General features: G+C 65.0%; 22 protein-coding genes and 1 tRNA gene. 12 read left to right on the plus strand and 11 right to left on the minus strand.

The genetic code is table 11. The features are described from left to right. Positions 1-271 precede the first annotated feature (271 nt). A complete protein-coding gene (locus QCM77_RS20630; protein WP_279667057.1) occupies positions 272-832 on the plus strand; it encodes a hypothetical protein in 561 nt (186 codons plus the stop codon). Positions 833-916: 84 nt separating this feature from the next. On the opposite strand, the gene QCM77_RS20635 is transcribed toward QCM77_RS20630, so the two are convergent. From QCM77_RS20635 to QCM77_RS20655, 5 genes are all read right to left on the minus strand, one after another. Beyond that, on the minus strand, positions 917-1,390 hold the full coding sequence (locus QCM77_RS20635; protein WP_279684640.1) for a hypothetical protein: 474 nt from the start codon (positions 1,388-1,390) through the stop codon (positions 917-919). Between the two features lie 170 nt (positions 1,391-1,560). After that, a complete protein-coding gene (locus QCM77_RS20640; RefSeq protein WP_279684738.1) occupies positions 1,561-1,947 on the minus strand; it encodes an SRPBCC family protein in 387 nt (128 codons plus the stop codon). A gap of 193 nt (positions 1,948-2,140) precedes the next feature. Further along, the gene (locus tag QCM77_RS20645) at positions 2,141-2,500 is read right to left on the minus strand and encodes a VOC family protein (protein ID WP_279684641.1); all 360 of its coding nucleotides are present in this window, start codon (positions 2,498-2,500) and stop codon (positions 2,141-2,143) included. A gap of 56 nt (positions 2,501-2,556) precedes the next feature. Beyond that, a complete protein-coding gene (locus tag QCM77_RS20650; protein ID WP_279684642.1) occupies positions 2,557-3,396 on the minus strand; it encodes a helix-turn-helix transcriptional regulator in 840 nt (279 codons plus the stop codon). 94 nt (positions 3,397-3,490) lie between these two features. Next, the gene (locus QCM77_RS20655; RefSeq protein ID WP_279684643.1) at positions 3,491-4,069 is read right to left on the minus strand and encodes a methylated-DNA--[protein]-cysteine S-methyltransferase; all 579 of its coding nucleotides are present in this window, start codon (positions 4,067-4,069) and stop codon (positions 3,491-3,493) included. A gap of 172 nt (positions 4,070-4,241) precedes the next feature. Between QCM77_RS20655 and QCM77_RS20660 the strand changes: the two genes are divergently transcribed. From QCM77_RS20660 to QCM77_RS20710, 11 genes are all read left to right on the plus strand, one after another. After that, positions 4,242-4,315 (plus strand) — tRNA-Gly (locus QCM77_RS20660). A 237-nt stretch (positions 4,316-4,552) separates the two neighbouring features. Beyond that, complete coding sequence (locus QCM77_RS20665) at positions 4,553-5,134, plus strand: helix-turn-helix domain-containing protein (RefSeq protein ID WP_279667068.1); 582 nt, start codon at positions 4,553-4,555, stop codon at positions 5,132-5,134. A 52-nt stretch (positions 5,135-5,186) separates the two neighbouring features. Next, on the plus strand, positions 5,187-5,651 hold the full coding sequence (locus QCM77_RS20670; protein ID WP_279684739.1) for a GNAT family N-acetyltransferase: 465 nt from the start codon (positions 5,187-5,189) through the stop codon (positions 5,649-5,651). A gap of 89 nt (positions 5,652-5,740) precedes the next feature. Beyond that, positions 5,741-6,784, plus strand: coding sequence for a LacI family DNA-binding transcriptional regulator (locus QCM77_RS20675; protein WP_279684645.1), 1,044 nt, complete (start codon positions 5,741-5,743; stop codon positions 6,782-6,784). A gap of 83 nt (positions 6,785-6,867) precedes the next feature. Further along, positions 6,868-8,322 carry a xylulokinase gene (xylB, locus tag QCM77_RS20680; protein ID WP_279684646.1) on the plus strand — a complete coding sequence of 485 codons (1,455 nt, stop codon included), beginning with the start codon at positions 6,868-6,870 and terminating at the stop codon, positions 8,320-8,322. Then, positions 8,323-9,645, plus strand: coding sequence for a xylose isomerase (xylA, locus tag QCM77_RS20685; RefSeq protein WP_279684647.1), 1,323 nt, complete (start codon positions 8,323-8,325; stop codon positions 9,643-9,645). 12 nt (positions 9,646-9,657) lie between these two features. After that, on the plus strand, positions 9,658-10,416 hold the full coding sequence (locus QCM77_RS20690) for an ATP-binding cassette domain-containing protein (protein WP_279684648.1): 759 nt from the start codon (positions 9,658-9,660) through the stop codon (positions 10,414-10,416). Continuing rightward, positions 10,416-11,498: an ABC transporter permease gene (locus tag QCM77_RS20695; protein ID WP_279684649.1), complete on the plus strand. Its 1,083-nt coding sequence runs from the start codon at positions 10,416-10,418 to the stop codon at positions 11,496-11,498. Before QCM77_RS20690 ends, QCM77_RS20695 begins: the two co-directional genes overlap by 1 nt. 94 nt (positions 11,499-11,592) lie before the next feature. Further along, a complete protein-coding gene (locus QCM77_RS20700; RefSeq protein ID WP_279684650.1) occupies positions 11,593-12,525 on the plus strand; it encodes a sugar-binding protein in 933 nt (310 codons plus the stop codon). 150 nt (positions 12,526-12,675) lie between these two features. After that, positions 12,676-13,653 carry an aldo/keto reductase gene (locus tag QCM77_RS20705; protein ID WP_279684651.1) on the plus strand — a complete coding sequence of 326 codons (978 nt, stop codon included), beginning with the start codon at positions 12,676-12,678 and terminating at the stop codon, positions 13,651-13,653. Positions 13,654-13,656: 3 nt separating this feature from the next. Continuing rightward, positions 13,657-14,505: an amidohydrolase family protein gene (locus QCM77_RS20710; protein WP_279684652.1), complete on the plus strand. Its 849-nt coding sequence runs from the start codon at positions 13,657-13,659 to the stop codon at positions 14,503-14,505. Positions 14,506-14,644: 139 nt separating this feature from the next. On the opposite strand, the gene QCM77_RS20715 is transcribed toward QCM77_RS20710, so the two are convergent. From QCM77_RS20715 to QCM77_RS20740, 6 genes are all read right to left on the minus strand, one after another. After that, positions 14,645-15,496 (minus strand): HEPN domain-containing protein, encoded by an 852-nt coding sequence (locus QCM77_RS20715; RefSeq protein ID WP_279684653.1) that lies wholly within the window; start codon positions 15,494-15,496, stop codon positions 14,645-14,647. Between the two features lie 16 nt (positions 15,497-15,512). Continuing rightward, positions 15,513-16,391 carry a hypothetical protein gene (locus tag QCM77_RS20720; RefSeq protein WP_279684654.1) on the minus strand — a complete coding sequence of 293 codons (879 nt, stop codon included), beginning with the start codon at positions 16,389-16,391 and terminating at the stop codon, positions 15,513-15,515. A gap of 143 nt (positions 16,392-16,534) precedes the next feature. After that, positions 16,535-16,900, minus strand: a complete 366-nt coding sequence (locus QCM77_RS20725) for a nuclear transport factor 2 family protein (protein WP_279684655.1) — start codon at positions 16,898-16,900, stop codon at positions 16,535-16,537. Between the two features lie 110 nt (positions 16,901-17,010). Beyond that, positions 17,011-17,361 (minus strand): RidA family protein, encoded by a 351-nt coding sequence (locus QCM77_RS20730; RefSeq protein ID WP_279668519.1) that lies wholly within the window; start codon positions 17,359-17,361, stop codon positions 17,011-17,013. Positions 17,362-17,494: 133 nt separating this feature from the next. Continuing rightward, the gene (locus QCM77_RS20735; RefSeq protein WP_279684656.1) at positions 17,495-18,412 is read right to left on the minus strand and encodes a CE1 family esterase; all 918 of its coding nucleotides are present in this window, start codon (positions 18,410-18,412) and stop codon (positions 17,495-17,497) included. 3 nt (positions 18,413-18,415) lie between these two features. Then, complete coding sequence (locus QCM77_RS20740) at positions 18,416-20,074, minus strand: FAD-binding dehydrogenase (protein ID WP_279684657.1); 1,659 nt, start codon at positions 20,072-20,074, stop codon at positions 18,416-18,418. Positions 20,075-20,139: the final 65 nt, after the last annotated feature.

Genomic DNA, 20,139 nt, shown 5'->3' on the forward strand with positions numbered 1-20,139 from the left:
CGCTCGGCTTGCCTAGACAAAGCGGTTCCATCTTCGCCCATTGGGCGTCATTCAAAACGAATCGGTCCATCCCGAGCTTGAATCACAGCCGAGCTCAAATGAGAATCCTGAATCCCAACAGACCCTAAGGCGCTTGCCGGATTTTTGTGTCTGAATGTTGCTATCCATTCGGCAGTAATATCGAGCAATCTGAACGGCTCCTTGCCGAAGGCTCCGCGCCAGCTCCTGGAGACAACGTCTCCCGAGCCCACCAAAAGCACGGAAAGCCACCATGACCTCGATTTCGGCGCTCTCCTCCCACCATCACCACGCATCGCCGTTGCAGCGACTGCAAGATGAACTGCAAACGGAAGTCAGTTCCGGTGCGATCAGTTCGTCCGATCAGTCGACGCTGGCGTCCGCGCTCAGCGACATCGACTCCGCCTTGCAGCCAGCCGGGGCGAGCGATCACTCCAGCGGTAGCAAATCATCGCCCGAGGCTTTCAAGTCGAAGATCGACGATCTCATCCAGCAGGAAGTTTCGGCCGGCAAGCTGACCGACCAGCAGGCCACCGAGCTGCAAGGTGTCTTCAAGGCTGCGTTCTCTCAGGGACCAGGCGGGGCAGGTGGACCGGAGGGAGCAGGTGGACCGCCGCCGCCCGACGGGCCTCCTCCCGCCAACGGCACGGATAGTTCATCGAGCGGCAATTCGGCGACGGACCTGCTTGAACAATTTCTTCGGTCGCTGAAAAGCTCGCTCGCGGATTCGACCTACAGCGGGACCGGGTCAAGCGGTACGTCGAATCCAAGCGACTCTTCGCTCTCCGGCGTCCTCATCAACGAACGGATCTGATATCGGCGGCGCATCACACGCCTTTCGACCGGATCATGCTCAAACAAGAAAGCCGAGGCGCGGCGGCGATCCGCAGGTCGCGACTTAGCGGTGCCTGTGGCGGCGATGGCCGCCACCGCCGCCGACATTGGCGAGCCGCATCAATTGCGGGATCATCGCCATCATGTCGCCGCCGCCGGAGCCACCGAGCATGCCCATGATATCGCCGCCGCCCATGCCGGTCGGCATGGTGCCGCCTCCGCCCATCGGCGCGTAGCCGCCGTAATTGGGCGCACCGAAACCGCCGCCGAAATTACCGGCGTTGAGGCCGCCAAGCCCGCCGCCGCCATTCTCCATCATGCGGCTCATCATCGGGCCCATGGTCTGCATCATCATGGCGAAGCGGCGCTTGCCCATCTTGGCCTTCATCATCTCCAGCATCGGCGCCATCTGGGTCATCATGTCCTCGCTGCCGGCACCTCCGCCGCCGAGGAACTGCGCCTTTGCCGGCGCGCCCGAAATCGAAAACATCAGCAGCACGGCGGCCGCTTGGCAGATCACCTTGTCCGCACCTCTCATGGCCTGCTCCTCGCGTGCGTGGCGCCGCCGGGAGAGCGGAGCCAACCGGACGCACGCCGCCATGGTTACGGCGCACGAGGGCTGGGCACTGTGAGAAAGATCACGCAGCTGCGGGCATGATCCGGAAAAGTGTGCAGCGGTTTTCCGAAGGATCATGCTCAAATAATAAACTAGGCCGGAAACGCCTTGTGTATGGCGATCACGGCATCCCTGGTTTGCGCCTGGACGTAAGCTGCAAGCTCGTTCGGCAGCATGTCGATGATCCAGACGAGGCGACATCTCGCCTCGCCCTCGGCGATCACCTGCACCGAGGCGCTGTAATGCTTCAGACGCTCGTTGTTGATCGCGTAGACCAGTCGCTGCCGCGCATCGTCGCAATCGACCAGCACCTCGCGCGCCACGGAGCCATTGGCGAAGGTGACGATGCGCGCGTCGCCGTCGAGCTGACATGCAGTGACGAAGCGCGGCGCCAGCCGCCGATGCAGCGCGCCGAAATCGCGCACCGCGTCCCAGACGTCGTGCGCCGAGGCGGGGAGGGGAATGTCGTTGTGGATGATGGTTGAATCCTGGTTGAGTCCTTTGATGCAGAGAGGCGAGCGATAGCGCCGTCATCTCAGCTGTCATCGCCCGACTTGATCGGGCGATCCAGTATTCCAGAGGCCGCTGTGATTGAATCGAGAAGCCGCGGCGTACTGGATGCCCCGGTCAAGCCGGGGCATGACAACGCGTGTGTGGTGAGGGCTGCCGCGCTCAGCTGCAAACCGCCTCGACATTGTTGCCATCGGGATCGATCAAAAATGCCGCGTAGTAAGTCGGGCTGTAATCCTTGCGCGGCCCGGCGCCGCCATTGTCGCGGCCGCCGCTCTTGAGGCCCTCGCCGTGGAACGCTTTGACCGCGTCATGATTCCCGGCGCGAAACGCGATATGCGCGCCGTCGGCCTTCCGTCCCTTGTTCAGGTGCAGCCACAGCGCCGGCTCGCCCTTCGGCCCGAAGCCGGCATAACCATCGCCGCTCGAGCACAGGACATAACCGAGCGGCGCCAGCACCGCGGTGTAGAAGCGCGTAGCGGCGTCGAGGTCGGCAACGCGCAGCCCGATATGATCGTACATGGTCGTCTCCATTTCCAAAGCGCGCCGTAACTGGCGCGCGCCGGAGACGACCCTAGTCAGCTGAGGGCGAGCTGCTCTTGGAGAATCTTGCGCTTCCCCTTCGAGGCCTGCCGGAACTTGGTCGGCGACACACCGGCGGCGCGGTGGAAGGTGCGGACGAAGTTGGAGAGGTCGCCGAAGCCGACGTCATAGGCGATGTCGGTGACCGCGATGTCGTCGTCGGTGAGCAGCCGCGCCGCGTGCCGCAGCCGTGAGCGCACCAGATATTGATGCGGGGTGACGCCGAGCACGGCCGAGAACAGCCGCAGGAAGTGGAACGGGCTGAGGCCCGCCTGCCGCGCCGCCTGTTCGAGGTCGACCTCGGCATGCGAATTGGCGTCGATCCACAGCGCGGCTTCCACGGCGCGGCGGCGATCGCGCGTGGTGGGCGTTGTCTGCTTGCGCGGCTTGCCCGAGACGACATCGACGAAACGGCCGGCGAGGATCTGTCCGACCTCGTCGAGACCGAGATCGCTGTTGCCACCTGCCGCCGTCTGGGCGAGCTCGCCCAGCACCATCAGCTCGGGCAGCGGCGGCGTCGCGCCGACCTGCCAGATGTCGCGCCGGCCGCCGAGGGCGTCGACCAGATCCTCGCTGAGGAAAAAGGACAGGCAGACGTCGCCAGAGACATGCTCATGCGTGCAGGTGTATTCCTCGCCCGGTGCGCCGACCAGCATCGAGCCCGCCACCAGCTCGAAGAAGCCGGCGCGGCAATGGCAGCCAAAGCTGCCCGCGCGGACATAGGCGATGGAATGGCCGGTGCGGCACTCCGCAAACGGCGTATCATCCGGCCCCGCATCGCAGCGAAACTCGGAGACCGTCATCGAGGGGGTCGTCAGCAGTGTCGTTGCATCCATCCCGCCTATCTAGGCATGATCCGGAAAAGTGTTAGCGGTTTTCCGACAGGATCATGCCCAAAAAACAAAGCTAAGGTGCGATCAAGATCGCGCCTTAGGTGGGCGCGCGGGGCGGGGCAACTGGCAGCAGCACGTCGAACAGCGTCTTGCTGGCGATCGGATGGGCGCCCTCCAGCGACAGCAGCCGCCGCTTGGAGATCACCCCGGCATAAGGCGAGAGCCGGTCGGTGTAATTGCCGGCCTCCAGCACCCGGTGGCAGGGCACGATCAGCATGTAGGGATTTTTTACGATCGCCTGCGCCACCGAATGCGCAGCGCCGGAGGCGCCCAGCGCCTTGGCGATCTCGTGATAGGTGCGCGTCTCCCCGCGCGGGATCGTGCAGGCGAACTCGTAGACGCGCCGGTTGAAGCCGGGCACCGCGCCTGCGTCCAGGCTGACCTCGGAAAAATCAGGATCGCTGCCTTGCAGCAAGCCCACGATGCCCTCGATCGCGAACTCGGCGTTCTCGGATGGCCGCTCCTCGCGCGCCTCGGGATGGACCTGGAAAATCCGGCGGCGGGTGTCGATCTCCCGCGCCTCCGGCAATTGCACGGCGACGATTCCGGTGCTGCTCCAGATGATGCCGCAGCGGCCTATGGTCGTGTCGAATATCGTGTAGCTACGCCCCACCATACACACGCCCCCACGCAATGTACGCTCTCCCCAGACCGGCGACCATAACACCGCCACAATCCGGCGCACCTGGAATCTTACCGAGACGTTAACAACCGTCCGGCCGGTCGCGCCAAAGCGCTTGGCGCGAGGCGCCGTCTCGGCTAATCAGGAGCGCGCAGGCTGCGCATCCGCGGGCGTAGTTCAATGGCAGAACGGCAGCTTCCCAAGCTGCATACGAGGGTTCGATTCCCTTCGCCCGCTCCATCCTGCTTCGCGCCAGGGCGCTTCGCAGGACTTTGATATTTCGGCAGCGCGAAGCAGGATGCCCTTCGAAGCTTTAGCGAAGAAGGGCCGATGTTCTCCGCCGTGCGCCAGACGAAGATTCCAATATATTAGCTCTTCGCTACCGGCACCCGCTGCTCTCTCGGCTAAGCTCCTCTTGCCTGGTGGCTTGCGGTCCTTGCGCCGGGCCATGTTCGGATGAAAGCCAGGACCTACAAAATGGACCAGCAGAAACTCGATCGCGCGATCGGTCGCCGCCTGAAGACGCTGCGGACGCAGGCCGGCATGACGCTGAATGAACTGGCGGCGAGGTCCGGCGTCAGCCGGGCCATGATCGGGCGGGTGGAGCGGGCGCAGAGCAGTGCGACGGCTGCGCTGCTGGGAAAGCTTTGCGCCGCACTCGACGTGTCGCTCAGCGATGTCGTCGCGCTGGCCGAGAAGCCGCCGGAGCGGCTGGTGCGGCTCGCCGACCAGCCGCATTGGCGCGATCCCGACAGTGGCTATCGCCGCCGGCACGCTTCGCCGACGGATGCGGCGAGCGGCCTCGAGATCATCGTCGTCGACCTGCCGGCCGGTGCGCGGGTGCCGTACAGCCCGTGGGGGCGCAACGCCTTCACCCAGCAGCTCCTGATGCTGGAGGGCGCGATCGCCGTGCACATCGACGCCAAGGCGGTTCGCCTTCGCGAGGGCGACTGTCTGGATTTCGACGTGATGCGCGCGGTGATCTTCGAGAACGAGACCAGACAGGACGCGCGCTACGTCATCATCACGCGCCGCGGCGCCTCCTACGGGAAAATGTGATGGTTCTGATGCGATATGAAATCCTGGCGAGAATCCTGGAGTGAACCTGGCGATGCAGATCCGCACCGGCGACACCTTTGATCCGCGCGTCATCGCGCTGCTCGATCATCACGTCACGGCCGCGCGGGCGCAGACCGCGCCGGGCAGCGCCCATGCGCTCGATCTCTCCGGGCTGCGCGCGGCGGAGATCGCGTTCTGGACCGGCTGGGACGGCGAGACGCTGGTCGCCGTCGGCGCGCTGAAATCGCTTTCGGCTGCGCATGGCGAGGTGAAGTCGATGCACACGCTCCAGACCACGCGGCGGCGCGGCTTTGGCGGCGTGATGCTCCGCCACATCATCACGGAAGCCCGCGCCCGCGACATGACGCGGCTCAGCCTCGAAACCGGCTCGTGGGATTATTTCAAGCCGGCGCACGCGCTCTACCGGGCGCATGGCTTCGTTCCGTGCGGTCCGCTCGAGGGCTATGTCGAGGATCGCAACAGCCTGTTCCTGACGCTCGACCTGACGGGCGGCTAAGAGGCCGTCCTACAACCCGGGCTCAAAAACAGCGGCGCACCCCTCAAAATGAGTTGCGTACCTCAAAACGCCTCTGCTAGCCTCGTGTCATGGCAGACACTCTCACCGCGGCCGCACTGACGCTGAAGGACATCGCCCGCCAGGCCGGCGTCAGCCTCGCGACGGTCGACCGCGTCCTGCACAATCGTCCGGGCGTGCGGCCGGATACGGTCCGGCGCGTCAGGGAGGCGATCGAGCGCAATTCGTTCCAGCCGCATGTGGCCGCCGCCGAGCTCGCCCGCGGCCGCGCCCGCCGTTTCGCCTTCGTGATGCCGTCGGGGCCGAACCCGTTCATGCAGCAGATCCAGGACTATCTCGGCGAGATGTCGGCCTGGCTGTCGGCCCGCCGGCTCGGCGTCGAGACGGTCGCAACCGACGTGTTCGATCCGTCCGTGCTCGCCGCTTCGCTGGAGGGGCTCTCTGACGATTACGACGGCATCGCCGTGGTGGCGCTGGACCATCCCGGCGTCCGCGCCGCCATCGACGATCTCGTCGATGCCGGCGCCAAGGTCGTGACGCTGGTCTCGGATGTGCCGTCGTCGCGGCGGCACCATTATGTCGGCATCGACAACATTGCTGCGGGGCGCGCTGCCGGCGCGCTGGTCGGGCGGCTGGTCGGACAACAGTCCGGCAAGGTCGCGATCGTCGCGGGCTCGCAGGGCCTGCGCGACCATGCCGAGCGGATTTTTGGCTTCAACCAGGTGATGGCGTCGGAATTCCCCGGCCTCAGCGTGCTGCCGGTGCTGGAAGGTCGCGACGAGGACGGCCGTTCAGAACAGGTATTGGCGCAGCTGCTGGGCAGGCATGCGGACATTGTCGGCCTCTATAACGTCGGCGCCGGCACGCAAGGCGTGGCCAGGGCGCTGAGCGATGCCGGCCGCGACAGGCAGGTGGTGTTCGTCGGACACGACGTCACCGCGCTGACGCGCCGACTGCTGTTGCAGGGCGTGATGGATGCCGCGATCTCGCAGAACCCCGGACACGAAGCGCGCGCAGCCGTGCGCGTGCTGCTCGCGCTCGCCCGTGGCGAGCCGATCTTGCGCGAACAGGAGAAGATCAGGATCGACATCGTGATGCGGGACAATCTGCCTTAGCGGCAGGTGGATTTCAAAATGACCCGTTGCGGCCCAAGGCGACTTTGAGCTCGCGCACCGCAACAGGCGAAAGGGAGGATGGCGTGTATCTCGGAATCGACATCGGCACATCAGGTGTGAAAGCGGTGCTCGTGAGCGAAACCGGCGCGGTTGTCGCGACGGCGGCGCGCGAGCTTGCGCTGTCGCATCCTGCGCCGCTGTGGTCCGAGCAGGATCCGGATGCGTGGGTCGATGCGGCGGTCGGCGCGGTCGACGATCTTGCCACCCGCCATCCGCGCGAGGTCGCGCAGGTGCGCGGCATCGGGCTATCCGGCCAGATGCACGGCGCGACGCTGCTGGATGAGGACGGACGGCCGCTGCGTCCCGCGATCCTCTGGAACGATGGCCGCTCGCACGCCGAATGCGGCGCGCTGGAGCGGCGCTGCCCATCGCTGCACACGATCGCCGGCAATCTGGCAATGCCCGGCTTCACCGCGCCAAAGCTGCTCTGGGTCGCCAGGCACGAGCCAAAAATCTTCGCGCGCGTCGCAAAGGTGCTGCTGCCCAAGGCCTATGTGCGCTATCGCCTGACCGGCGAGATGATCGAGGACATGTCGGACGCGGCCGGCACGCTGTGGCTCGACGTCGGTCTGCGCCGCTGGTCGGCCCTGCTGCTGCATGCCACCGGGCTCGATCTGCACCACATGCCGCGCCTGGTCGAAGGCAGCGAGGTCAGCGCGGTGCTTGCGCCGGACTACGCGCAACGCTGGGGCATGGGGCGGGATGTCGTGATCGCCGGGGGGGCCGGCGACAACGCCGCGAGCGCGATCGGGCTCGGCGCCATCGCGCCGGGCGATGCGTTTCTGTCTCTGGGAACCTCAGGTGTGGTGTTCCGCGTCACCGATCGGTTCGCACCGGCGCCGGCCTCGGCCGTGCACGCGTTCTGCCATGCGCTGCCCGGCCGCTGGCACCAGATGGGCGTGATGCTGTCGGCGGCGGCGTCGCTGGCCTGGCTTGCCGGCGTGATGGAGACGCCCGCCGCCGCGCTGCTGGCGCCGCTCGGCGAGCGCGTCGATGGACCAAGCCCGGTCAAGTTCCTGCCTTATCTCGACGGCGAGCGCACGCCGCACAACGATGCCGCCGCCAGCGGCGCCTTCGTCGGCCTGCGCGGTGCGACCGGGCGCGGACAGATCGTTCAGGCCGTGCTCGAAGGCGTTGCCTTCGCCGCGCGCGACAATCTGGCGGCGCTGAGCGCGGCGAGCGGGCCGCTTCCCGAGGTCGATCTCGTCGGCGGCGGCTCGCGCTCGCCGCTGTGGGCGCAGATCTGCGCCGATGTGCTCGGCGTGCCCGTCCACCGCGTCGAGGAAGGCGAGGTCGGGGCGGCGCTCGGTGCCTCCAGGCTCGGCCGTCTCGCCGCCACCGGCGAAGACGCGGCTGCGGTTTGCACCCGTCCGCGGCGGCTCGCGAGCTTTACGCCTCGCGCATCCGTCAGTGCAGCCTATGACGAGGCCTATCGCCGCTGGCGCGAGCTTTATCCTGCGTTGAAGGAGTGTGCTTAAGTGAATGCGTCAGCGAAATTCTTCGATGCAAGCGTACCCGTCGCCTTCGCCGGCGGGAATGCGGGAAACACGCCCGCCTTTCGCTGGTACGACAAGGACCGCCTCGTCCATGGCCGCAGGCTCGAGGATCATCTGCGCTTCGCGGTCTGCTACTGGCATTCCTTGTGCTGGCCGGGCGGCGATCCCTTTGGCGGCGAGACGTTCCTGCGGCCCTGGCACCACGGCACCGATGCGATGGCGCAGGCGCGCGCCAAGGCCGATATCGCCTTCGAGCTGTTCCGCCTGCTCGACGTGCCCTTCTTCACCTTCCACGACGTCGATGCGGCGCCGGAAGGCGCTTCGCTCAGCGAATCCGTCGCCAACCTCAACGCGATCGCCGATCTGTTCGAAGCGAAGATGGCCTCAAGCAAAGTGCGCCTGCTCTGGGGCACCGCCAATTTGTTCACGCATCGCCGCTACATGGCGGGCGCGGCCACCAACCCGGACCCTGAAATCTTCACTTATGCCGCCGGCCAGGTCCGCGCCGCGCTGGAGGTGACGCACCGTCTCGGCGGCCAGAACTATGTGCTGTGGGGCGGGCGCGAGGGCTATGAGACGCTGCTCAACACCGATCTCAAGCGCGAGCTCGACCAGCTCGGCCGCTTCGTCTCGCTCGTCGTCGAGCACAAGCACAAGATCGGCTTCAAGGGGCCGATCCTGATCGAGCCGAAGCCGAAGGAGCCGACCAAGCATCAATACGATTTCGACGTCGCCACCTGCTACGGCTTCCTCGCGCGCTACGACCTGCTGAAGGACGTCAAGCTCAACATCGAGCAGAACCACGCGATCCTCGCCGGCCACTCCTTCCATCACGAGGTCGCGCTCGCCGAGGCGCTGGGTGTCTTCGGCTCGCTCGACATCAACCGCGGCGACGATCTGCTCGGCTGGGACACCGACCAGTTCGCGATGAACGTGCCGGAGCTCGCTGTGGTGTTCCACGAGATCCTGAACCGCGGCGGCTTCACCTCGGGCGGGCTGAATTTCGACGCCAAGATCCGCCGCCAGTCGATCGACCCCGATGATTTGATCCATGCCCATGTCGGCTCGATGGACGCCTGCGCGCGGGCGTTTCTCGCCGCCGCGGACATGGTCGATACCGGCGTCCTCAATTCGCCGCTTGCGGAGCGCTACGAGGGATGGGCCGGGCCCGAGGGCCGCGCCATTCTCGGCGGGCAGCGCTCGCTCGCCGAACTTGCCGACCGTGCGCTCGGCCCGGGCTTTGACCCGCAGCCGCGCTCGGGCCGGCAGGAATATCTGGAATCCCTGGTCAACCGTTACGTCTGAGGAAGGCCGCTGATGACAATTACTGAAGCGACACCGGTCCTCGAGCTGACCGGCATCGGCAAGGAGTTCGGCGCGATCCGCGCGCTGCACGACGTCGATCTGCAGGTGCTCCCGGGCGAGGTCGTCGGCCTGATGGGCGACAACGGCGCGGGCAAGTCGACGCTGGTCAAGATCATCGCCGGCAATTTCCGCCCCAGCCACGGCGAAATCCGCTTCGCCGGCAGCGCGGTTCATTTCAACCGGCCGATCGATGCCCGCGGCGTCGGCATCGAGGTGGTCTATCAGGACCTTGCGCTCGCCGACAATCTCACCGCAGCGGCCAATGTCTTCCTCGGCCGCGAGCTGAAACGCAGGTTCGGCCCGTTCGCGTTGCTCGACCACAAGGCGATGGCTGCGCGTGCGCTCGAGCTGTTCGGCGAGCTGCGCTCGGAAACGCGCCCCGACGATCTCGTCAAGCAGATGTCGGGCGGCCAGCGCCAGGCGGTTGCGATCGCGCGGACGCGGCTCTCCAACGCCAGGCTGGTGATGATGGACGAGCCGACGGCCGCGATCTCGGTGCGCCAGGTCGAGCAGGTGCTCGGCCTGATCCACCGGCTGAAGGAGCAGGGCGTTGCCGTGATGCTGATCTCGCACCGCATGCCCGACGTGTTCGCGGTGTGCGATCGCGTCATCGTCATGCGCCGCGGCGAGAAGCGGGCCGACAAGCCGATCCACCAGACCTCGCCCGAGGAAGTTACCGCCCTGATTACCGGCGCGAAGGAGGCCGCGTGATGGCCATGCCCATGGAATCTCCGATCAGCTTCACCAATGTCGGCCGGATCAGATGGTGGCAGCGCGGCATCTTCGCCTCCCAGACCGGCTATGTCCTGCTCGCGCTGGCGGTGCTGCTGGTCGTCATGCATTTCGCCAGCCCGTATTTCTTCACCGAAGGCAACATCCAGAACGTGGCGAAGAATTTCTCCTTCATCGCCATTGCGACGCTCGGCGTCACCTTCGTGATCATCACCGGCGGCATCGATCTGTCGGTCGGCTCGATGATGTGCTTCTCCGCCATGATCACCTCGATGGTGATAACCGAACTGTCGGCGCCCGGCTCGCCCGCAGGCTCCCTGTTCGTGCACATGGCGGCCGACGGCAAGACCGTGCTCGCCAATGTCCCCGGCCTGATCCTGCTGGTCTCGATCCTCGCGGGCCTCGGCGTCGCGCTGCTCGCCGGCCTCGTCAACGGCTTCTGTATCGCCGTGCTCGGCCTGTCGCCCTTCGTCACCACGCTCGGCATGCTCTCGATCGTGCGCGGGCTCGGCTATGTCGTCTCCAACGGCCGCGGCAGCTTTCCGGGCGGGCCGGATGCCGATTATTTCTATGCGCTCACCTCGGGCGACGTGCTCGGCGTGCCCGTGCCCTTCATTTATCTGGTGGCGCTCGCGCTGGCGATGGCCGTGGTGCTGCACCACAGCTCGTTCGGCCGCCACGTGTTCGCGCTCGGCGGCAACGAGAAGGCGGCCGAACTCACCGGCATCCCGGTCGTGCGGGTGAAAATCGAGGTCTATGTGACCTGCGCGCTCGCAGCAGGCCTCCAGGGCATCATCATCTCCGGCTGGCTCGGATCGGCGCCGGCCAACATGGCGACGTCCTACGAGCTCAACGTGATCGCTGCGGCCGTCATCGGCGGTGCCAATCTCGCCGGCGGCATCGGCGGACCACTCGGCGCCATCGTCGGCTGCGTGCTGCTCGAGGTGATCCGCAACGGCCTCGTGCTCGCCCAGGTCAGCTCCTACTGGCAGCAGACGCTGGTGGGCGTGATCATCATCCTGGCCGTGCTGGTCGACCGCATCCGCTCGCGGATGATCTGAAATGACGTAATTCCGGGAGAGCAACGAAAATGCCGCCTGTCCGCTTCCCGGACGATCTTAAGAGGATGGGCGCCAGAGAAGGGTGGAGGAGACGATGAGGAAATTTCTTCTTGCCGGCATCGCCGTCGCGATGATGGCAACGCCGGCGTTTGCCGCAAACTACCGTTTCGTGATCGTGCCCAAGGCGATGAACAATCCGTTCTTCGACTTCGCGCGCGACGGCTGCCTGAAGCGTGCCAAGGAGCTCGGCAATATCGAGTGCATCTACAAGGGGCCGGTCGAGCACGAGCCGGCGACGCAGGCCCAGATCATTCAGGACTTCGTCACCCAGAAGGTCGACGGCCTCGCGATCTCGGTCGCCGACGTCGCGGCCATGACCAAGACGATCGAGGCGGCGACCGCGGCCGGCATCCCCGTCATCACCTTCGATGCCGATGCACCCGGCTCCAAGCGGGTCGCCTATATCGGCACCAACAACAAGGAGTTCGGCCTCGCACTCGGCAAGCAGCTCGTGAAGATGCGCCCCGACGGCGGCAAATACGCCATGATCTCGGGCGGCCCGGGCGCCAAGAACCTGGCCGAGCGCGTCGACGGCGTCCGCGAGGCGCTGAAGGGCTCGAAATGGGCCGAGGTCGCGGGCTCGCCGACGTTCTGCAACGACGATCCCGCGCTCGCGGTCCAGCAGATGACCGATCTGCGCACGTCGACGCCCGACCTTGCCGCGATCGTTCCCATCGGCGGCTGGCCGATGTTCGCGCCCGAGGGCTTCAAGGCCTTTGCGTCGAGGTCCAAGAAGGACATCGATTCCGGCAAGTTCACGCTTGTCGTCGCCGATACGCTGAAGATGCAGCTCGAGCTGCTGCGTGACGGCTACGCCAATGCGCTGGTCGGCCAGCGTCCGTTCGAGATGGGCGAGAAGGCGATGGACACGCTGCTCGCCATCAAGAAGGGCGAGAAGGTGCCGGAGATCGTCTATACCGGCCTCGATCTCGTGACCAAGGACAACGTTGCGCAGATGTTGAAGTAGGAGCGTCACCAGCCCCGCGCTCCTGCGTGCCTCTCCCGCTTGCGGTTTCCGCAAGCGGGAGAGATGATTTGGCTGTTGGAAGCGAGACTTCCGGAAGCAAGGCTTTCGGAGAAAAGGCTTTCGGAAAAGGCCTGTTGGAAGGCAATGGAAATGAAAAGGTCGCGGCTCGGCTCTCTCGACGTCACCTCACTCGGCCTCGGTTCCGCCCCGCTCGGCGGATTGTTCACTCCCGTCAGCGATGCCGATGCGGAAGCGACGGTCGCCCGCGCCTGGTCGCTCGGAATCCGCTTCTTCGACACCGCGCCGCTCTACGGCTTTGGCCTCGCGGAACGGCGGCTTGGCGCATTCCTGCGGCAACAGCCGCGTGACTCCTACGCCATCTCGACCAAGGTCGGCCGCCTGCTGCGCGCGCCCGATGGCGCTGTCGCTGAGGACGAGCACTACAAGGGCGCGCCGCGCGAGCGGCCGGTGTTCGACTTCTCCTATGACGGCGTGATGCGTTCGGTGGAGGAGAGCCTGGCGCGCCTCGGGCTCGACCGCGTCGATGTCCTGCTCGTGCATGATCCCGACGATCATTATGATGACGCTGTGGCCGGCGCCTTCCGCGCGCTCCAGCGTCTGCGCACCGAGGGCACGGTCAAGGCAATCGGCGCCGGCATGAATCAGTCGGAGATGCCGGTGCGTTTTGCAGAGGCCGTTCCGGTCGACTGCTTCCTGCTCGCCGGCCGCTACACGCTGCTCGACCAGGGCGCGCTGGATGCGCTGTTCCCAGCCTGCGCCGCGAAGCACATCGGCATCCTGCTCGGGGGCATCTACAACAGCGGCATTCTGGCCAATCCGCACACGGGCGCGAAATTCAACTATCAGGACGCCGATGCGGCGCTCGTCGCCCGTGCGCTCGCGCTCGACGAGCTCTGCCGCAAGCACGGCACGGAGCTGAAAGCCGCTGCGCTCCAGTTCTGCATGGCCCATCCGGCCGTCACGGTCGCCGTGATGGGCGCGCGCAACGCCGCGGAAGTTGCCGACAACATCGCGATGTCGGAGATGGCGGTGCCGGCGGCGTTCTGGCAGGAACTTCGTGCGCGAAAACTCGTCGATATCCGGGCGCCATTGCCGGGCGGAGCGTAAGGCATGATCATCGACGGACATCAGCATTTTTGGGATCCCGCGCGCGCCGACTATCCCTGGATGGACGCGCCCGAGCTCACGCCGATCCGGCGCGCCTTCGGGCCGGCCGATCTCGCGCCGCTCTTGAGAGCGAACGGTATCGACGCGAGCATCGTGGTGCAATGCCGCTCGGCGCTGGAGGAGACCGAGGAATTCTTGCGGATCGCGCATGCGACGCCCTCGGTGATCGGCGTCGTCGGCTGGGCAGATCTGACCGACGCTGTGCTTGGCGAAACGCTGGCCCGGCTGCGCGCTTTGTCCGGTGGCGACAAGCTGGTCGGCATCCGCCACCAGGTCCATGACGAGGCCGATCCCGACTGGCTGCTGCGCGAGGATGTTCAGCGCGGCCTCACGGCCGTGTTCGCGCACGATCTCGCCTACGATTTTCTCGTCCGCACCCGCGAGCTGCCGGCGGCGATCGCAACCGCACAGGCCTTCCCGCAGGCGCGCTTCGTGCTCGACCACGCGGCCAAGCCGCCGATCGCCGACGGCGGAAGCAACGAATGGTCCGATCGCATCGCGGCACTCGCGGCGTGCGGCAATGTCTGGTGCAAGGTCTCGGGGCTGGCGACGGAAGCGGTGTGGAGCGACTGGAATGCGGAGCGGCTGTTCCCGTTCGTCGCGCACGCCGCGAAATGCTTTGGCGAGGATCGCCTGATCTTCGGCTCGGACTGGCCGGTGTGCCTGCTTGCGGGCAGCTACGGCGAGATCAAGGGAGCGCTGGATGCGTGCCTGATGAAGCTCGGTCCGCAGGTGCGGGAGAAGGCGTTCGGCGTGAATGCGAAGGCTGCGTATCGGTTGGCGATCGTCTGAGCCGCGAACGCGTTGCCCTTCTCCCCTTGTGGGACAATGAGGTTCTACCTAACCAACTGAGATCACGGCGGAAATGTGAGCTTGCGTCCGTCCAGCGTCCCTTGCATGCGGTTCCCGGCGGCAACCCTCATTGCCGGTTTCATGACCACGTCGAACGATGGGCGAGTGCGTCCAACTCTGCGGCTTTTGGCACTCGGCCGATCTCGACACATCGCGCTAGCAGCCTCACTAGAATACGGCTTGCCTGCTGGTAGCCGTCTTGGAGCATTGGTTCGTTGACCGCTCCTCCATGAACGGCTTTGGACCGGACTCCGTAGGCCTTCTTTACCTCTGCAAACCAATTCGCCTTTTCCTCGTGGTCGCCTTCGATCATCAGGGCGGCGTAAAGCGCAATTCTCCGCGTGAGTTCGCCATCAACCGACAGAAGTCCCTCGATCCCAGACCACAACAGCATGATCCGCATATCGGCGTCGAAGAGGTAGTGCGAATTCCCGTAACAGCGCATCGCCTGACTGAACGCGGGCACTCCTATCAGGCTTTCGAAAGCCTTCTTATTGTCGCGTGCCCACACCAAACGTTCCGCACTGATCTTCTTCGCGTCGGCTAAACGCCGCATCAAGATGTTGCGATTTGCTGCAGCGAAGGTGGGGCGAGTACCGGGCGTCACGGAAAAGATCGAGCAGACTGGTGACTGAGCGGCTAGCGAGAACAGGTGAAAATTCCAGAGAGCGTTCCATCCTTTTGCTGCCAGCGCTTTGCCCGATTGCTCGCTTTCGATCCTGAGGGAGAAGTCCGCCAGCTCACGCCCGGTGATAACAGCAGAGTAGTCGGCGAAATGCGCGCAGCCATCCGCCGCGTCTTGCATCTCGAAACTGTGCATTATCGGTTCAACGAACACCCCTGACGCCAGTTCGAAAGTACAATCGACGCTAATGCCGTGTCCAGCGATGAACAGAGAATGTGCTTCATCGCTCGTCACAACGCTGACCATTGCCACCCCTCAACCGTTACTGCTTCCAGTGCCTCGATACCAAACCGTCGAGAACGTCGCGTCCCAACACGATCTTGCGCTGCCATTCATCGCCCCGGTCGAAGGTAAGCAGTCCCTCGGAAGGTTGTTGGCCGATCAAATGGGGATAGCTGTACCGAGAGAAATACCACGTCGTCGCAGCAGCGTAAAAGACGGTTCTGTGCGACCACTCGGACGCCATACCCCAAATACCAATGGCCAGTTTCTCTTCGGCTTCGCCCAGCGGCTGCGTCCTGCTAGTCAGGACGGATGCCGTGTAAGAGAGGTGCGACGATTGCGACAGCACTTCGTATTCTTCACGACGCCACGAGGTCATCGAGTCAATCTCCGCCGGAGACAATCCCGACTTCCTTTCGATTTCGATGATCTTTTTGTGAAGGTTCTTGGGCGACGCTATCGAATGCCAAAAGGTTTTGACTTGGTCGTCGGTCTCGGAAGTCACAAAAGCGTCGGCCATCTTTGGATCGTCGAGCACGGCCAAGCACAGCAAAAGTGCTTCCGTATAACTGCGCGATAGCGCGCGAGCAGGCGTGTCGAACCCGGATATACACAACAGCCGGATAGAAAGACCAAAAGAAACGGCGGAGCCAACGAGTGCCCAAGTCGCCCGGTATCGGCTGTGGCCAGACTCGTCTTTTAGACCGTTTGTTAGTGCGACATGCACATAGGAAAGCCATTCGATACCTAGTTCAAGGATGGCTAGCCACGGCTGCAGATCAACAACAGCCTTCGTTCGGGCTTGCTCTTCCTCATCCACGAGAAATTCGGTGAACGTCCCTCGTTCGTCCTGACTCAGTTGGATGTCCCTGTAGGCTGCTGCCCAAGCTCCCTCGATTTCTTCGTATATTGTGAACATGAGGCGGTCCAGAGGGTGCAAAACATGGCACAACTCAAAATAAGCGGCCAAGCAAGGTGGCGCGGATAGGACCTGAGTGCAAGGGAGCGCGGTAGATGCCCTCTCCCACAAGGGGAGAGGGCGCAGCAACGAGCAGCGTGTCCTCACGCGCCCGCGGGCACCTGGTCCAGAAATCCCGTGATGCTCCTGATGCGGCCGTCCTTCAGCACGGCAAAATCTGTCCCCTTGATCGGGCTGTCGACGCCGTCGGGGCCGAGGCCCCAGCTGAAGCGGACATGGTCGCCGTAGCCGTTGGGCTCGCCGATCAGCTTGAACTTGAAGTCCGGAAAGCGCTGCTGCACGCCTGCGATCAGGGCGTCGACGCCGTCATGGCCGTCGCCCTTCATCAGGGGATCGACATAGCTCGCATCCGCCGTCCAGTTCTCGCTGAGCAGTTCGCGACGGCGGCTGGCGGCGCGCTCGTTCCAGAGATCGATGTAGCGGCGGGCGATGGCGATGGGGTCGGTCATGGTCTTCTCCTTCGATGGCGCCGTGTTGTTCGGCCGACCCTGACTATCGAAGGTTCACGCGCGCTGATCGATTACCTCGGAGGTCATCAGCGCGCGTGAATTTTCCGGAGTTACTTCGCCGCGGTGACCATGATCTCGACGGTGTATTGCGCCGCCGCGAGCTTGGCTTCGACGGTGGCGCGCGCCGGGGTGTTGCCGGGCGAGACCCAGGCGTCCCACACCGCGTTCATCTCGCCAAACGTCTTCATGTCGGTGATGTAGATCGTGGCCGACAGCAGCTTCGACTTGTCGGTGCCGGCCTTGGCGAGATGGCCGTCGATGGTCGCCAGGATGGCCTGGGTCTGCTTCGTCACGCTTTCGCCGGCCGCATTGTTGGCGACGACACCGGCGAGATAGACGGTGTTGCCGTGCACGACGACCTGGCTCATGCGCGGGCCGGTTTCAAGACGCTGAATGCTCATTGGGGTGTCTCCTTTGAATGGCGGCCCTGTCTAGCGCAGCGCCTTGCGCTATGCCACCCCGGGCGCGCATGCGTTGCCGGGCACGCATGCGTTGCCCGCGGCGCATGCGTCGCCGGCAATGCATGCGCCGCGCTTAAGGAAACCGGCTGAAGAATGTCCAGATCGTCTCGGCGCCGTCGATGTCGCCGTTCTGCCCCCCGAGCAAGCCGGCTGCGACCTTGGGGAAGCGGGCATCCGGAGAAAATCCGGGCATGCGGTGACCGCCTTGATTGATGCGATAAAGCACGACGTCGTGCCCGCTGGGGCAGCGCGAGGAGATCCGCGTGACCGTGGACTGGTCTGCGGGCGCCCTGTCGGGCAGATCGGTCATGTCGGCGTTATCGGTCTCGCAGCCGTTGAGCTTGCGCCAGAACGCCAGCGTCTCGTCGGTGGACCAGAACCCGTCCGCGGCATAATAGCTCGATCCGCGGCCGCCCTCGTAGGGGACCAGCGGGTCGGCCGTGCCGTTCATCAGCAGCATCGGCAGCGGCCGCGACGGATGGCAGGTGACTGCGGCCTCATCAGTGAGATTCATGATCACGCTCGCGCCGGCAGCAAACAGATCGGCGCGGGCACAGACGAGCGTCATCACCATGGCGCCGCCATTGGAGATGCCGGTGACATAGACGCGGTGAGGGTCCGCGGTGCCGTTCGCAACCAGCTTCTCGACGAGCTTTGCGATGAAGGCGACGTCGTCGGTGCCCGCGGGCGGACCACGGAGCGCGGGCCCTGCCTTGGTCCTCGCGTCGGCCCATGCGTGGTTGAGGCCATCGGGAAAGACCACGGCAAACCCTTCGCGCTTTGCGACCTGCGGCCACGCCGTTCGCGTCATCATGTCGGCGCCGCGCTGGGTGTTGCCGTGCAGCACGACCACGAGCGGCACAAGCCGCTTCGCCGGCAGTTGCACAGTGTAGGATCGCTTCACGCCGTCGATGTCGATCGTATCGGCGGACGCAGCCGAGGCGGCGGCCGATGCCGCAACAAACGCCGCGATGCGCATCCACCGCCGCATGATCTAGCCGACCGCCTTCGCCGCGGCGCGGCCCGCATTGCGGCCCGAGAACAGGCAGCCGCCGAGGAACGTGCCTTCCAGCGAACGATAGCCGTGCACGCCGCCGCCGCCGAAGCCGGCGGCTTCGCCCGCTGAATAGAGGCCCGGAATGACGCTGCCCTCCTCGCCGAACACGCGCGAAGAGAGGTCGGTCTCGAAGCCGCCCAGCGTCTTGCGGGTGAGGATGTTGAGCTTGACCGCGATCAGCGGTCCTTGCGCGGGATCGAGGATGCGGTGCGGCGATGCGGTGCGGATCAGTCTGTCGCCGATATAGCGCCGCGCATTGTGGATGTTCATCACCTGCGCATCCTTGACGTAAGGGTTGGCGATCTCGCGGTCGCGCGCCTCGATCTGCATCTTGATGTGCTCGAGCTTGAGCAGCTCGCTGCCGGTGAGCTTGTTCATGGCCGCAACGAGATCCTCGATCTTGTCGCGCACGATGAAGTCGACACCATGGCTTTTGAACGCTTCCACCGGCGCCGGCGCGCCCTTGTTGGTGGCGCGGCGCAAGGTCATCCGCCAGCTCTTGCCTGTGAGGTCGGGGTTCTGCTCCGATCCCGATAGCGCAAACTCCTTCTTGATGATGCTCTGGGTCAGGATGAACCAGGAATAATCGTAGCCGGTGGACATGATGTATTGGAGCTGGCCGAGCGTGTCGGAGCCGGGAAAGAGCGGCGCCGGCAATCGCGTGCCCGTGGCATCGAACCACATCGAGGAGGGGCCGGGCAGGATGCGGATGCCATGGCGCGGCCAGATTGGATTCCAGTTCTGGATGCCTTCGACATAATGCCACATGCGGTCGCGGTTGATCAGCCGCGCGCCTGATTTCTCGGTGATGCCGATCATGCGGCCGTCGACATGCTCGGGCACGCCGGAGATCATGAATTTCGGCGGCGCACCGAGCCGCTTCGGCCAGTTCTGCCGCACCAGCTCGTGATTGCCGCCGATGCCGCCAGAGGCGACGATCACGGCCTGCGCCTTCAACGCAAACTCGCCGACGACGTTGCGCGACGAGCTCTTGCCGCGCTCGACATTGTCGGGGGCGAGAATCGCGCCGCTGACGCCACCCACCGTGCCGTTGGTGATGGAGAGCGCATCGACGCGGTGGCGGAACCTGAAGCTCAGCCGGCCGCTTCCGACGGCCTCGCGCGCACGGCGCTCGAACGGCTCGACGATGCCGGGCCCGGTGCCCCAGGTGACATGAAAGCGCGGCACCGAATTGCCGTGGCCCATCGCGTCATAGCCGCCGCGCTCGGCCCATCCGACCACGGGGAAGATGCGATGGCCCATCGCGCGCAGCCAGTCGCGCTTCTCGCCGGCGGCGAATGCCACATAGGCCTCGGCCCATTGGCGCGGCCAGAAATCCTCGTCGCGGTCGAAGCCGGCGGTGCCGAGCCAGTCCTGCATCGCAAGCTCGAAGGAGTCCTTGATGCCGAGCCGACGCTGCTCCGGCGAATCCACCAGGAACAATCCGCCGAACGACCAGAACGCCTGGCCGCCCAGCGACTGCTCGCCCTCCTGGTCGACCACGATCACGCGCTTGCCCGCATCCGCGATCTCGGTTGCAGCCACCAGTCCCGATAGTCCTGCACCGACGACGATGACGTCTGTCTCTTCGGCCATGTGTTTCCCCCTCCACAGGTTCCCCCCTGTAGTTACCCGGATTGAAGCCAGCGGTTGCAACTGAG

It is taken from the genome of Bradyrhizobium nivariense (assembly GCF_029846695.2).
In the GTDB taxonomy this organism is placed as follows: domain Bacteria; phylum Pseudomonadota; class Alphaproteobacteria; order Rhizobiales; family Xanthobacteraceae; genus Bradyrhizobium.

Excerpts from the sequence above, each read along its gene's own strand:
- QCM77_RS20740 (WP_279684657.1), bottom strand. The coding sequence starts at position 20,074 with ATGGCCGAAGAGACAGACGTCATCGTCGTCGGTGCAGGACTATCGGGA.
- QCM77_RS20715 (WP_279684653.1), bottom strand. The coding sequence starts at position 15,496 with ATGGTCAGCGTTGTGACGAGCGATGAAGCACATTCTCTGTTCATCGCT.
- QCM77_RS20650 (WP_279684642.1), bottom strand. The coding sequence starts at position 3,396 with ATGGATGCAACGACACTGCTGACGACCCCCTCGATGACGGTCTCCGAG.
- QCM77_RS20675 (WP_279684645.1), top strand. The coding sequence starts at position 5,741 with ATGGCAGACACTCTCACCGCGGCCGCACTGACGCTGAAGGACATCGCC.
- QCM77_RS20630 (WP_279667057.1), top strand. The coding sequence starts at position 272 with ATGACCTCGATTTCGGCGCTCTCCTCCCACCATCACCACGCATCGCCG.
- QCM77_RS20710 (WP_279684652.1), top strand. The coding sequence starts at position 13,657 with ATGATCATCGACGGACATCAGCATTTTTGGGATCCCGCGCGCGCCGAC.
- QCM77_RS20690 (WP_279684648.1), top strand. The coding sequence starts at position 9,658 with ATGACAATTACTGAAGCGACACCGGTCCTCGAGCTGACCGGCATCGGC.
- QCM77_RS20645 (WP_279684641.1), bottom strand. The coding sequence starts at position 2,500 with ATGTACGATCATATCGGGCTGCGCGTTGCCGACCTCGACGCCGCTACG.
- QCM77_RS20735 (WP_279684656.1), bottom strand. The coding sequence starts at position 18,412 with ATGCGGCGGTGGATGCGCATCGCGGCGTTTGTTGCGGCATCGGCCGCC.
- QCM77_RS20730 (WP_279668519.1), bottom strand. The coding sequence starts at position 17,361 with ATGAGCATTCAGCGTCTTGAAACCGGCCCGCGCATGAGCCAGGTCGTC.
- QCM77_RS20705 (WP_279684651.1), top strand. The coding sequence starts at position 12,676 with ATGAAAAGGTCGCGGCTCGGCTCTCTCGACGTCACCTCACTCGGCCTC.
- QCM77_RS20720 (WP_279684654.1), bottom strand. The coding sequence starts at position 16,391 with ATGTTCACAATATACGAAGAAATCGAGGGAGCTTGGGCAGCAGCCTAC.
- QCM77_RS20700 (WP_279684650.1), top strand. The coding sequence starts at position 11,593 with ATGAGGAAATTTCTTCTTGCCGGCATCGCCGTCGCGATGATGGCAACG.
- QCM77_RS20655 (WP_279684643.1), bottom strand. The coding sequence starts at position 4,069 with ATGGTGGGGCGTAGCTACACGATATTCGACACGACCATAGGCCGCTGC.
- QCM77_RS20695 (WP_279684649.1), top strand. The coding sequence starts at position 10,416 with ATGGCCATGCCCATGGAATCTCCGATCAGCTTCACCAATGTCGGCCGG.
- QCM77_RS20725 (WP_279684655.1), bottom strand. The coding sequence starts at position 16,900 with ATGACCGACCCCATCGCCATCGCCCGCCGCTACATCGATCTCTGGAAC.
- QCM77_RS20635 (WP_279684640.1), bottom strand. The coding sequence starts at position 1,390 with ATGAGAGGTGCGGACAAGGTGATCTGCCAAGCGGCCGCCGTGCTGCTG.
- QCM77_RS20670 (WP_279684739.1), top strand. The coding sequence starts at position 5,187 with ATGCAGATCCGCACCGGCGACACCTTTGATCCGCGCGTCATCGCGCTG.
- QCM77_RS20665 (WP_279667068.1), top strand. The coding sequence starts at position 4,553 with ATGGACCAGCAGAAACTCGATCGCGCGATCGGTCGCCGCCTGAAGACG.